At 72.4% G+C, this 12,370-nt stretch carries 11 protein-coding genes; 5 read left to right on the top strand and 6 right to left on the bottom strand.

Going from position 1 to position 12,370, the window contains the following annotated elements:
* Position 1: 1 nt before the first annotated feature.
* On the bottom strand, positions 2-1,048 hold the full coding sequence (locus tag ACFO60_RS06665; RefSeq protein WP_380838275.1) for a zinc-dependent alcohol dehydrogenase: 1,047 nt from the start codon (positions 1,046-1,048) through the stop codon (positions 2-4).
* A gap of 154 nt (positions 1,049-1,202) precedes the next feature.
* On the opposite strand from ACFO60_RS06665, the gene ACFO60_RS06660 reads away from it, so the two are divergent.
* From ACFO60_RS06660 to ACFO60_RS06640, 5 genes are read left to right on the top strand one after another with little or no spacing between them, the layout of a single operon-like run.
* On the top strand, positions 1,203-2,597 hold the full coding sequence (locus ACFO60_RS06660) for an ABC transporter substrate-binding protein (RefSeq protein ID WP_380838273.1): 1,395 nt from the start codon (positions 1,203-1,205) through the stop codon (positions 2,595-2,597).
* A 35-nt stretch (positions 2,598-2,632) separates the two neighbouring features.
* Entirely contained in the window at positions 2,633-3,649 is a 1,017-nt protein-coding gene (locus ACFO60_RS06655) for a carbohydrate ABC transporter permease (RefSeq protein ID WP_380838272.1), read from the top strand.
* Entirely contained in the window at positions 3,646-4,512 is an 867-nt protein-coding gene (locus ACFO60_RS06650) for a carbohydrate ABC transporter permease (protein WP_380838270.1), read from the top strand. The genes ACFO60_RS06655 and ACFO60_RS06650 overlap by 4 nt, the downstream gene beginning before the upstream one ends.
* A gap of 16 nt (positions 4,513-4,528) precedes the next feature.
* Entirely contained in the window at positions 4,529-5,749 is a 1,221-nt protein-coding gene (locus tag ACFO60_RS06645; RefSeq protein WP_380838268.1) for an ROK family transcriptional regulator, read from the top strand.
* Positions 5,746-6,621, top strand: a complete 876-nt coding sequence (locus tag ACFO60_RS06640; RefSeq protein WP_380838266.1) for a Gfo/Idh/MocA family protein — start codon at positions 5,746-5,748, stop codon at positions 6,619-6,621. The genes ACFO60_RS06645 and ACFO60_RS06640 overlap by 4 nt, the downstream gene beginning before the upstream one ends.
* A gap of 139 nt (positions 6,622-6,760) precedes the next feature.
* On the opposite strand, the gene ACFO60_RS06635 is transcribed toward ACFO60_RS06640, so the two are convergent.
* The 5 genes from ACFO60_RS06635 to ACFO60_RS06615 form a co-directional block, all read right to left on the bottom strand.
* Entirely contained in the window at positions 6,761-6,931 is a 171-nt protein-coding gene (locus ACFO60_RS06635) for an ATP-binding protein (RefSeq protein ID WP_380838265.1), read from the bottom strand.
* 177 nt (positions 6,932-7,108) lie between these two features.
* Positions 7,109-9,178, bottom strand: a complete 2,070-nt coding sequence (locus tag ACFO60_RS06630; RefSeq protein WP_380838263.1) for a phosphocholine-specific phospholipase C — start codon at positions 9,176-9,178, stop codon at positions 7,109-7,111.
* A gap of 236 nt (positions 9,179-9,414) precedes the next feature.
* Entirely contained in the window at positions 9,415-9,816 is a 402-nt protein-coding gene (locus tag ACFO60_RS06625; RefSeq protein WP_380838261.1) for a peptidase inhibitor family I36 protein, read from the bottom strand.
* Positions 9,817-10,490: 674 nt separating this feature from the next.
* Entirely contained in the window at positions 10,491-11,306 is an 816-nt protein-coding gene (locus ACFO60_RS06620; RefSeq protein ID WP_380838259.1) for a family 1 encapsulin nanocompartment shell protein, read from the bottom strand.
* The gene (locus ACFO60_RS06615; RefSeq protein WP_380838258.1) at positions 11,303-12,367 is read right to left on the bottom strand and encodes a Dyp-type peroxidase; all 1,065 of its coding nucleotides are present in this window, start codon (positions 12,365-12,367) and stop codon (positions 11,303-11,305) included. The genes ACFO60_RS06620 and ACFO60_RS06615 overlap by 4 nt, the downstream gene beginning before the upstream one ends.
* Positions 12,368-12,370 lie beyond the last annotated feature (3 nt).

The raw sequence follows: 12,370 nt of genomic DNA, 5'->3' as shown, positions 1-12,370 counted from the left end.
CTCAGAACTCCAGCACGACCTGGAGGGCGTCGGCGGGACGCTCATCCAGCAGGACGTAGGCCTCGGCCGCGTCGGCGGCGGGGACGACGTGGCTCACCAGGGACGCGACGTCGACGAGGCCGTCGGCGACGAGCCGCAGGAAGGTGCGCTGGAGCCGCTCGACGCTCCAGCGCCCGGCGAGCTGGGGCGGGACCCCGCCGATCTGCGAGCTGACGAGCTGGACGCGGTTGTGGTGGAACTCGTCGCCGAGCCGCAGGCCGGCGCCGTCGCCCTGGTAGAAACCGGAGGCCACGACGCGTCCGCCGACGGTCACCGAGCGCAGGGCCTCGTGCAGGGCCGGGTAGGCGCCGCTGATCTCGATGGCGACGTCGGCGCCCTGACCGGCGGTGGCCTCGCGGATGCGCTCGGCGACGGCTTCGGTGCGGGCGTTGAGAGTGTGGGAGGCGCCGTACCGCACCGCGACGGCGAGCCGGGCGTCCAGCGCGTCGACGGCGGTGACGCGGGCGCCGCTGAGCTGGGCCAGCCGGGTGGTGAGCAGGCCGATCACGCCCTGGCCGAAGACGGCGACGTCCTCGCCGAGGTGCAGGTCGCCGGCGAGGACGGCGTTGTAGGCGATCGCCCCGACCCGGGCGAAGGCCCCGGCGAGCGGCGACAGGCCGTCGGGCAGCCGGTGGCCGGCCATGCGCTCGGCAGGGACGAGGCCTTCGCTGCGGTGCCCCCAGATGCCCCACACCAGGTCCCCGGGCTCGGGCATGCCGGGCGCGCCCTTGAGTTCGGGCGAGACCTCGACGACCTCGCCGACCTCGGAGTACCCCCACCCGGCCACGGGGTAGGCGATGCCGGGCCCTCCGTCGCGGAACAGCCGCGCGCCGGCGTCCCAGGTGCGGGTCAGGTAGGGGTTGGTGCCCCGGTAGGCGGTCAGCTCGGTGCCCGCCGAGATGCCGGAATACCGCGTGCGGACGCGGAGGTGGCCGGGGGGCAGCGGGACAGGCTCGGCGGGGACGACCTCCACCTGGCGGGGGCCGGTGAACTGGACGACACGTTCCACAGGAGACTCCGTGGGGTGGTTCTTACGGTGGATCGATCAAATTTGCCGGGGTTATGTCGAAGATATCCCAGAGTTAGGTCTTGTCAACAGACAAAAGTGGTGTTCTGATGCAACACACACGAAACATGAAGGCGGCAGTGAGGACGGTTCATAGATGTGGTCCCGAAGGTGGAGGGCACTGGCGGTGGGTCTGGCCGTCATGGCGGGAGCCGGGCTGTCGTCCGGCTGCGCCGCGCAGGGCAGAAGCGCCCCGGACGGCACGATCACGGTCTGGAGCCTTGAGAACCTCACCCCGCGCATGGAGGCGACCAAGAAGGTCGTCGCCGCCTTCGAGAAGGAGACCGGCGTCCGGGTGCGGCTGGTCGGGGTCGACGAGGGCCAGCTCCCCCAGCTGATCATGTCCGCGGCCGCCGCAGGAACGCTGCCCGACGTCATCGGCGGCGTCCCGCTGGCCTCGGCCTGGCAGATGTACACCAACGGACTGCTCGACACCGCCGCCGCCGGGAAGGTCGTCGACGCGCTCAGCCCTGCGACCTTCAACGGCAACGCCCTGAAGCTCACCGCCGACGGCGCCACGCGCCTCGCGGTCCCCAGCGACGCCTGGCTGCAGATCCTCGTCTACCGCAAGGACCTGTTCGCCAAGGCGGGCCTGCCCGCCCCCGACACCTACGACGCCATGCTCAACGCCGCGAAGACGCTGAACGCGGGCGGCGTCAGCGGCATCTCGCTGGCCACCGACCCCAGCGACGTCTTCACCCAGCAGAGCTTCGAGGACCTGGCGCTCGCCAACGACTGCGAGCTCGTCGGCTCCGGCGGCGCCGTCGGCCTCGGCAGCCCGCAGTGCGGCCGCGCCTTCGACACCTACGACAAGCTCGCCGCCGACTACGGCGCCGCCGGCACCCAGACGGTGGACTCCACCCGCGCCACCTACTTCGCCGGGCGCTCCGCCATGATCGTCTGGTCGACCTTCCTGCTGGACGAGCTGGCGGGCCTGCGCGCTGACGCCCTGCCGAGCTGCCCCGAGTGCGCCAAGGACCCGGGGTTCCTGGCCGCCAACAGCGGCATCGTCACCTCCCTGAAGGGCCCGGACGCCGCCAAGCCCGCCCAGTTCGGCGAGATCGCCTCGTGGGTGATCAGCAAGACCGCCGAGACCGCGCCCGCGGAGAGGTTCGTCCAGTACATGATGAGCACCGGGTACGAGGGCTGGTTCGGCATGGCCGCCGAAGGCAAGATCCCGGTCCGCGACGGCACGCCCGAGGAGCCCGGCAAGTACCGCAAGGCCTGGCGCGCCAGCGACATCGGCGTCGACACCCGTGAGCCCATGCAGTCGGCCTACTCGGCCGAGCTCCTGGACGCGCTGGCCGCGGGCGTCGGCGACATGCGCCGCTGGGGCATCACCCAGGGCCAGGGAGCCCTGGTCGGCGCGACGCTCGGTGAACTGCCGCTGCCCAAGGCGGTCGGAGCCATGACCTCCGGCCAGATCCCTCCCGGCGAGGCCGCCCGGCAGGCCGCCGAGGAGGTCGCGGCCCTGCGGAAGTCCCTCCAGTGAGCCGCCCTTCGGCTCCGTCCCCAGAGGAACCCACGATGAGCACCGTACGAGGCGCCGAGCGGCGCCCCTCCCCCGCGACCGGCCCCGGACGGCCGCCGGCCCGCGCCGGAGGAAACCTCACCCTGGCCCAGCGCGAGAACCGCACCGGCCTGGCCTTCGTGTCCCCGACGGCGCTGGTCGTCCTGGTCGTCGTCATCCTGCCGATCGCCTGGACCGTGCTGCTGGCCTTCCAGCGCGCGCGGCTGGTCGACATCCAGACGATGAGCTTCCTGTCCGGCTGGACGTGGGACAACTTCGCCGAGGTCCTCACCTCGCCGGGCTTCTGGTCCTCGCTGTGGACCACCCTGGTCTACACCGTGGGCGGCACCGCGGGCTCGATCGCCCTCGGGCTGGTCGCGGCGCTCGCCCTGCGCCGCCCCTTCCGCGGCCGGGCCCTGCTGCGCGGGTCGATGCTGCTGCCCTACGTCGCGCCGGTGGTGGCCGTCACCTTCGTCTGGGAGATCGCGCTCAGCCCGCAGTTCGGCATCGTCAACGAGTGGGGCGCCAAGCTGCTCGGCTGGGAGAAGCCGGTCGCCTTCCTGTCCACCCGCGCCCAGGAGGTCTCCTTCCTCGGCTGGGACGTGCAGGTGCCGCTCGCCCTGCTGACCGTCATCGCCTTCGAGATCTGGCGCTACTTCCCCTTCGCCTTCCTGTTCCTGCTCGCGCGGCTGCAGGCCGTGCCGGCCGGGCTGGAGGAGGCCGCCACGGTCGACGGCGCCACGCTCACCCAGCGCTTCCGCCACATCCTGCTCCCCCAGCTGATGCCGGTGATCGCGCTGCTGACGGTGCTGCGGTTCATCATGACGTTCAACAAGTTCGACGACGTCTACCTGCTCACCGGCGGCGGCTCGGGCACCGACGTCGTGGCCGTGCGGGTCTACGACTTCCTCACCGCCCGCTACGACGTGGGCGCGGCGGCCGCGCAGGCCCTGGTGCTGGCCGTCATCCTCGCCGTGCTGCTCGGCGTCTATTTCACGTTCTTCGCCAGGAAGGTCCAGGAGGAGGAGTCATGAGCCGCGCGCAGGTCGAGGAGCGGGTCTTCGGGGCGCTGCGATGGGTCGTCATCGCTTTCCTCGCGGTGATCACGATCTTCCCCTTCTACTACATGCTGCTGCTGTCGGTGAAGCCCATCGACCAGCTGCTGCTGGCCCCAGGCAAGCTGTGGGTGGGCCTGTCGGAACTGACCTCCGCCACCTACCAGGAGGTCCTGCGCTCGACCGACGACGGGGGGCAGGGCTTCCTGCGGATGCTCGGCAACTCCGCGCTCGTCGCCCTGGCCACGGTCGCGCTCACGCTGCTGGCCTCGGTGCCGGGCGCCTACGCCATCAGCCGGCTGAGGTTCTTCGGCGGCCGGCAGGTCAGCGCCGTGTTCCTGGCCGTCTACCTGTTCCCCGCGACGCTGCTCGCGGTGCCGCTGTTCGTGATGTTCGCGCGCATCGGCCTGCAGGGAAGCCTCGTGGGGCTCGCCATCGTGTACATCGCGCAGACCGTCCCCGTCTCCATCTACATGCTGAAGAACTACTTCGTCACCATCCCCCGCAGCATCGAGGAGGCGGCGGCGCTCGACGGCTGCTCGCGCGTCCAGATCGTGCGCCGCATCGTGCTGCCGCTGTCGGCGCCGTCGCTGATGGCGACCGGCCTGTACGTCTTCATGATCGCCTGGAACGAGTTCCTGTTCGCGCTGCTGTTCCTCGCCGCCGACCCCGACAAGTGGACGGTGTCGCTCGGCCTGCAGCAGCTCGCCAACGGCATCGAGGTCTCCAAGACCGTGCTCATGGCCGGGTCGGTCGTCCTCACCATCCCCGTGGTACTTCTTTTCTACGCCGTTGAACGCCTCCTTACCGAAGGCCTGACCAGCGGCGCCGACAAGAGCTAGAGGAGACATCCCCCAGATGGCGACGCCCTGGAGCACGGCCGGTCACCTGCTGGAACTGATCCGCACCGGTCAGGCGAACACCCGCACCGAGCTCCAGAGCGTCACCGGCCTGTCACGCTCCACCGTCGGCCAGCGGCTGGACCAGCTGTTCGCCGCGGGCTGGCTGCGCGAGGCCGCCGGCGGCCCGTCCACCGGGGGGCGTCCCTCCGTCCGGCTGGAGTTCGACCCCGGGCACGCCGTCGTCCTGGCCGCCGACCTGGACACCACGCACGCGCGCGCCGCCGTCCTGGACCTGGCCGGCGGCGTCCTGGCCGAGCGCGCCGGGGTCCTGCTGATCGACGACGGCCCCGAGCCGGTGCTCGACCGGCTCGCCGCCTGGTTCGCCGGCCTGCTTGCCGCGGCCGGCGCCGCTCCGTCGGCGGTGTGCGGGGTGGGCCTGTCGCTGCCCGGCCCCGTCGACTGGACGTCCGGACGGGTGGTCCGGCCGCCGATCATGCCCGGCTGGGACGGCTACCCGGTGCCCGAGCGCACGCAGGAGTCCTTGAACCGGCACGCCGGCGTGGACACCGCCGTCCCCGTCCTGGTCGACAACGACGCCAACCTGATGGGGCTCGGCGAGCAGCGCGGCGCGTTCGCCGACTGCTCCACGTTCGTCCTGGTCAAGGTGTCCACCGGCATCGGCGCCGGCGTCGTCATCGACGGCGGGGTCTTCCGCGGCGTCGACGGCGGCGCCGGCGACCTCGGCCACATCCGCCTGCACGACCAGCAGGACGCCCACTGCATGTGCGGCTCCTACGGCTGCCTGGCCGCCGTCGCCAGCGGCCGGGCCCTGGCCGGGCGGCTCGCCGCCCTCGGCGTGCCCGCCGAGTCGGCCGCCGACGTCCGCGCCCTCCTCGACGCGGGCTCCCCCGACGCGGTGCGCCTGGCCCGCGAGGCGGGCAAGCGCTGCGGCGAGGTGCTCGCCACCGTCGTCACCCTGCTCAACCCCGGCGTCCTGATGATCGCCGGGGATCTGGCCGAGACCCATTTCGTCACCGGGGTGCGCGAGCTGCTGTACCAGCGCGCCCTGCCCCGGGCCACACGCAACCTGCAGGTGGTGACCTCCCGGCTGGGCGAGCGCGCCGCGCTCGCCGGCGCCACCGCGATGGTGGTCGAGCACCTGTACGCCCCCGACCAGGCCGACGCCCGTCTGGCGGCGGCCCGCCCATCCCGCCCCACCGCTGGAGAGAACCTGTGAGCACCACCACTCCCGTCGAGGTCGGCCTGGTCGGCGCCGGCCCGTGGGCCCGCGCCATGCACGCCCGCATGCTGGCGGCCGGCCCCGAGACGCGGCTCGCGGCCGTCTGGGCGCGCCGCCCGGACGCCGCCCGCGAGGTCGCCGCGCCGTACGGCGCCGCCGTCGCCGGCACGCCGGAGGAGCTGTTCGACCGCTGCGAGGCCGTCGCGTTCGCCGTCCCGCCCGCCGTGCAGGCCGAGCTCGCGGTGCGCGCGGCCAAGGCCGGCAAGGCCCTGCTGCTGGAGAAGCCGCTCGGCCCCGACCTCGCCGCGGCCCGCGCCGTGGCCGACGCCGTCGCCGCCGCGGGCGTCGTCTCGCAGATGGTGCTGACCAAGCGCTACCACCCCGCCACGCGCGAGTTCCTGCGCCGCGCGGCGGGGTTCGAGACGACCGGCGCCCGCTCGTGCTACCTGCACGGCGCCTTCCTCGGCGGGGAGTTCGCCACCGGCTGGCGGCTCCAGGAGGGGGCGCTGCTCGACCTCGGCCCGCACCTGCTGGACCTGCTGGACACCGCCATCGGGCCCATCGTCTCCATCAGGGGCACCGGCGACCCGCGCCGGTGGGTGGAGCTGACCTGTGAGCACGCCGGCGGCGCCGTCAGCCAGGCGTCGCTGTCGGGGTGCGTCCCGCTGACCGGGGCGCGCACCCAGGTGGAGCTGTTCGGACCGGCCGGGACCCTGCTCTACGACACCTCCGGCATCGACCACGAGCAGGGCTGGCCGGTGCTGCGCGCCGAGTTCGCCGCGGCCGTGCGCGCGGGCCGCTCCGGTGAGCTGGACGCGGCCCGGGGGCTGCGCCTGCAAGAGCTCATCGAGGCCGCCCGACCCTCCTGACAGGCGCCGGCCCGCACGCGCGGACGTGCGGGCCGGCAGGAGCTCATCGAGGCCGCCCGGCCCCTTGTGAACGGCCTCCGGCGGCGGGCCGTCGCGCCCGCGCGTGGCGGGCCGGCCGGTGGCCGGTGCCGGCGCTCCTTCACGACACCTCACCCGGCCGTGTGCGCGAGGATGCCGCGCCGAGCAGGGCGGTCTTGCCCGCGCCCGCCTCGCCTCGCAGCACCACCGCGCCGCCGAACCCGTCGCGGGCCCGCACGATCACCTCGTCGAGGGCGCTGATCTCCGCAGATCTGCCGTGAAGCACGAACACCCACTGCAGGAGGCGTCCACGCCGTCCCCGCGGATCTCCGCTTCTCACGGACGAGCGGACCGGTCGAGCCGTGGCGTCACCGCGGGTGAACGAGGAACACCGCACAGGGAGTGGACCCCTCGTCGCGACCACCGCGAGGCGACATCGTCGGCCGGACGGCGAAGCGGTGGCCGGTTCTCAGCCGGTGACGCTGGGTCGGCCGTTCTCGATGTGGCCCATCAGGCGCCGGGCGAACGCCGGGTCCTGCTCACAGGAGACCTGGACGTCGTACCAGCCCCGCGCCGCCTTGGCGGGCCAGGGGACCTCCCGGCACTGGCCCGGCCGAAGGACGACCGCCATGTCGCGGTCCTCGTAGGCCAGCGCGTGGACGCGCAGCTTGACCCGCTCGCTTCCCGCGTTCTCGAACACGAGGGTCAGCCGCTGCGCGCCGCCGTCGATCCGGGTGGAGACCCGCAGGCCCGCCGCCGCGCCGGCGAGCGAGCCGCCGAACTCCCTGCGGAAGCCGTTCGGGCCGGTCAGCACCAGGTCGTAGCGGTCGCCGGGCACCTGGACGGCCCGGGTGGTCTCCCCGAGCACGTCGAGGTGCAGCGGCGCGGCGAGCTCGCCCGCGTAAGGGTAGAGCGCCATGTGCACGCTCTCGGCGCCCCGGTTGGCGAAGGCCAGGTGCAGCGTCCTGCCGCGCAGCCGCGCCGAGGCGTCGGGCTGGTACGGCAACGGGCGGGCCGGGCGGGCGCCCTCCTCCTGCACGGGCATCCGCTGGTCGGCGGGCGGGGACGGACGCCAGCGCCCGCTGAACGCCGGCACCTGCGCCGGGTGCGCGGGGGCGGGCCGCCGGCCCGCCGTGGTGAAGTCGAACGCCGAGGTGAGGTCGCCCGAGACCGTGCGCCGCCAGGGCGAGACGTCGGGGAAGCGCACCCGCAGCCAGCTCTCCAGGAACCGCACCGTGGAGGAGTGGTCGAAGACCTGCGAGCAGACGTACCCGCCGACGGTCCACGGCGAGACGACGGTCATCGGCACCCGCATGCCGAACCCGACCGGGTTGCCCTCGTAGTACTCCTCTGCCCGCTCGGCCGGGGGGCGCGGCGGCGGCACGTGGTCGAAGAAGCCGTCGTTCTCGTCGTAGGTGATGAACAGCGCGGTCGAGCGCCAGACCTCCGGGGTGGAGGCGATGGCGTCGAGGATGTCCCAGGTGATCTGCGCGCTCTGGATCGGCGAGGACGCGCTCGGGTGCTCGGAGTCGGCCGCCGACGGCACGATGTAGCTCACCTCGGGAAGCCGGCCCGCCTCGACGTCCGCGCGGAAGCTCGCCGCCAGCGTGCCCGGCCGCACCCGGCGCAGCGCGCGGTCGTACAGCGAGCGCTCATGCGGGGTCAGCGCGGCGGCGCCCTCGTCCAGGCGGGCCAGCATCTGCTCGCGCTGCGCGTCGCTCGCCCGGCCGAGCGCCGAGTAGAAGGAGTCCATGCTCTGGAAGTCGCCGCGCAGCGCCTTGCGGGCGACGCGGCGGAAGGTGGCGAAGAACTCGAGGTTGTTGTCCTCGTAGTTGTCCCACTCCTGGTAGACCTGCCAGGAGCGCCCGGCGGCCTGGAGTACCTCGCCGGCGTTCGCCCAGGTGTACCCGGCGTGGGTGTCCTCGTCGTACGCGCTGTTGTCGATCGCCCGCTTGGCGGTGCCGGGCTCGTAGCCGGTGTGCCCGCTCACGTGGTAGTTGCGGTTGGGGCTGGTGGAGGACAGCACCGAGCAGAAGTACTGGTCGCAGACCGTGAAGGTGTCGGCCAGTTCGTACTGCAGCGGGATGTCCTGGCGCTCGTAGTAGGTCATGGTGGCGCTGCTCTTGGCGGGGATCCAGCCGTTGTGCCAGCCGCCCGCGGCCGCGGCCTGGCCGTCGCTCCAGCCGTGCGCCAGCGCCGAGATCCACTGCAGGTCCTTGCCCACCGCGCCCGCGGCCGCCCGCACCGGGAAGGGCAGCACGTGGCCGGCCCCGTCCGGCTGCTCGAACACCGATCCGCCGCCGGGCAGCCTGATCGCGTTGCGGTCGCCGAATCCGCGCACTCCGCGCAGCCCGCCGAAGTAGTGGTCGAACGACCGGTTCTCCTGCATGAGGTACACGACGTGCTTGATGGCGGACAGGCCGCCGGAGGGGGCCGGCATCGCCATGGCCGCGTGGACGGAGGGGGGCAGCAACGACGCGGCGGCGGCGCCGGCGCCGGCGGCGAGGAACCCTCGGCGGGACAGGCCCTGGGACATCATGGTCCTTTCTGCTTGGGCCGCCGATCTTTCCGGCGGCCTCAGCATCCCAGTGCCTGCGCATAGCAGGAGGACGACGCACAACGGCATTTCCGGTTAACCGTTGACGAACCTCGGCCGCACGGCGAAGCGCCGGGCGCTTCGCCGGGGCGCCCGGGAGCGTGTCGCGCCGGGGCGCGGCATGCCCGCGGGGAGGGCCGCCGCTCGTGGCCCTCCCCGCGGTGCGATGCCCTCTGGGATCAGTACACGAAGACGCTGCCCGCGTTGAAGGTGAAGCTCGGGTAGCTGCCGGGGTAGATCGGCAGGGGGGTGCCGGTGCAGTTGGTGTTACTCCACAGCGTGGCGATCTGGGTGGCGGTGTTGATCGCCGAGTGGGCCCGCCCCGAGCCCCAGCCGTGTGCGACGAGGTCGACGCAGACGCCCGCCGGAGGAATCAGCGACAGCGCGGTGAACCTCGCGCCGGTGTACCCGGCGCCCTCGAATAAACAGAGGGTGCGGGTGAACTCGCATGTCCCGGCGAGCGCCGAGGACGACGAGGCGGCGGCGGGGCCGGCGGTGAGGCCGCCGGCGAGCAACGCGGCCGCCGCAAGCGACGCCGCGACCGCGAACTTGCCCTTGAGGTTGATCCTGGAAGCGTTCACTTTTTCTCTCCCTTTTATGCGCGATTAAACCTGGCAGTGGCGAAGAAATAGATTTCCTTCACCCGGCGCATAACGCGACGAGCGCATGCGCGCTTTACTCGGGAAGTGTTTTCAGCCGCGCGGAACCCGCGGAACGAGTTCCGATGCGACAGGCGGCCGATTGCGACGGGGATCCGCGCGCGTCCCGCGCGGCGGGACACGCGTAAGCGCGCCTCACCGGTCATGTGACCGGCGCGGACACGACTACGTTAAGGTTCGGACGGGAATTCGGGAGGACGGGCGCGATGAAGCGATGAGCGGCCGCGCCGTGCCCCCCGACGGTTCGATGGAAAGCGGTCCGGATGGCCCATGGCTCGCCAGGGCACCGGCTTCGTGGCTCTGAACAGTGCCTTTCTCACACTCACGGCGTCCCCGTACGCAGTCGAATGGCGGAGAAACAGGAATCACTTACCGAGCAGTCGAACGCGCAGAAAAGTAACACATCATTGACGACATCCGCAACACCCGGAACAAGCGGCCATTCGCGGTAATTGCGGAATTGCGCGCCGTACATGAGGTCCGCTCCGGCGACCGGAAGGTCTCCTCGCGCGCCCGTACGCGTCCCTCCGCCGCCGAAGGGTCGCACCGGGAGAGGCGGTGCGACCCTTCGGCGGCCCGGCGGCGGAGAGTGGATCTCAGGCGGTGGCCGGGGACGCCGGGGTGAGCGCCACGGCCGCCTCGGCGGTGTGCACCAGGAAGGTCAGCGTCTCCTGGAAGTAGAGCTCGATGGTGGTGGCGTCGTGGGACAGGTAGCCGATGGACAGGTCCTGCCCGATGCACAGCTCGAAGTCGCCGCCACGGCTCGACAGCAGGAACGCGCCGTCGATGGCGGGCGCCCAGATGATCTGCCCGTCGAGCAGGCGGGCGATGTGCTCGATGACCGGGTAGCCGTGCACCGCGGTCTCGCTCACGGCGGTGTAGGCGTCGGCGCTCAGCGCCAGGTCGTACGGGCCGCCGACGCCGGCCAGCCGCAGCGCGGAGATGGCCTGGCTGACGGCGTCGGGGTAGTCGCCCACCTCGGACGGCAGCGTGAGCGCCGGGTTGGAGGAGCTGTCGCGGATGCCGGCGATGCCCGCCGCGGCGTATCCCTGGAACACCGCGCGGTCCTCGGCGAACGCGACGCGCTTCGCGGCGTCCTTCACCGGCTGCCAGTCGGCGTCCTTCGCGCCCCGCTCGACGTCGTCCACCTGACGCCGGTCGACCGTGAACGGCACCCGCAGCTCCAGGATCGGCTGGGACCTGCGGGTGCGGGCGACGACCCCCGACGCGGGCGGCTCGATGGCGTCCAGGTGCCCGGTCGCGACCGCGGCCAGCTCCAGCCCGGCCGGCTCGGGGACGTCGACGACCCGCCGGCCGGCCACGTGACGCTTGAACGTGCGCCGCGCCTCCTCGGAAAGGTCGGCCCACGCCGCGTCGGAGATGGGTGCGAGCTCGCGGTGCAAGTTGTTCATCGGGACGTGCTCCTCTTGAGATCGCCGACGCCCAAAGACCCCTCGTTCCGGACCTGGACCTCGGGGTTCGTTCCGGCCCCGGCCACGACGCCGGCGCCAGGGGGATCGGGAAGGTCGTCGAGGAAGTCGACGGTGGGCACGAAGAACAGGGTGCCGGTCACCGCCGTGGAGAAGTCCAGGATCCTGTCGTGGGAGGCCGGGGCGTCTCCCAGGAACATGTTCTGCAGCATCTTCTCGGTGACGGCGGGCGTGCGGGCGTACCCGATGAAGTAGGTGCCGAACTCGCCCTTGCCGACGTTGCCGAACGGCATGTTGTCGCGCAGGATGCGCCGCTCGGTGCCGTCCGGGTCGGTGATCGTGGTCAGGGCGACGTGCGAGTCGTCCGGCTTGACGGCGTCCTCCAGCTCGATGTTGGACAGCTTCGTCCGCCCGATCACCTTCTCCTGCTCGTCCACCGGCAGGGCGTTCCACGTCTGGAGGTCGTGCAGGTACTTCTGCACGATCACGTAGCTGCCGCCGGCGAACTCGGCGTCCTCCCCGCCGATCAGGACGGCCTCGCTCGCCACCGGGCCGACGGGGTTCTCGGTGCCGTCGACGAAGCCGAGCAGGTCGCGCACGTCGAAGTACTTGAAGCCCTGCACCTCGTCGCGGACCACGACGGCGCCCCGCAGCCGGTCCATGATCTGGGAGGCCAGCTCGAAGCACAGGTCCAGCCGCATGGCGCGGATGTGGAACAGCAGGTCGCCGGGGGTGGACACCGCCCGGTGCCGCGCGCCGTTCAGCTCGCGGAACTCGTGCAGCTCGGCCGGGCGCGGCCCGGCGAACAACCGGTCCCACGCCGTGGAGCCGACGCCCGCGACGACGCTCAGCCTGCCTTCGGGGGACCGGAAGCCCACGGACCGCTGCAGCGCCGACAGGTCGCTCAGCAACTCTCTGGCGACCGGCTCGCCGCCCGGGGCGACCGTCACCACCAGGAAGATCGCCGTCGTCGTCAGCGGGCTCAGCACCGGCTGCGGGACGGCCGCCCGCACGGCGGGCCCGTCGGGCACCTGCTGCGTCATCTC

It is taken from the genome of Sphaerisporangium dianthi (genome assembly GCF_042654065.1).
GTDB lineage: Bacteria > Actinomycetota > Actinomycetes > Streptosporangiales > Streptosporangiaceae > Sphaerisporangium > Sphaerisporangium dianthi.
Note: the sequence above shows the minus strand (reverse complement) of the source record. Positions and strands in the feature narration are given on the sequence as shown.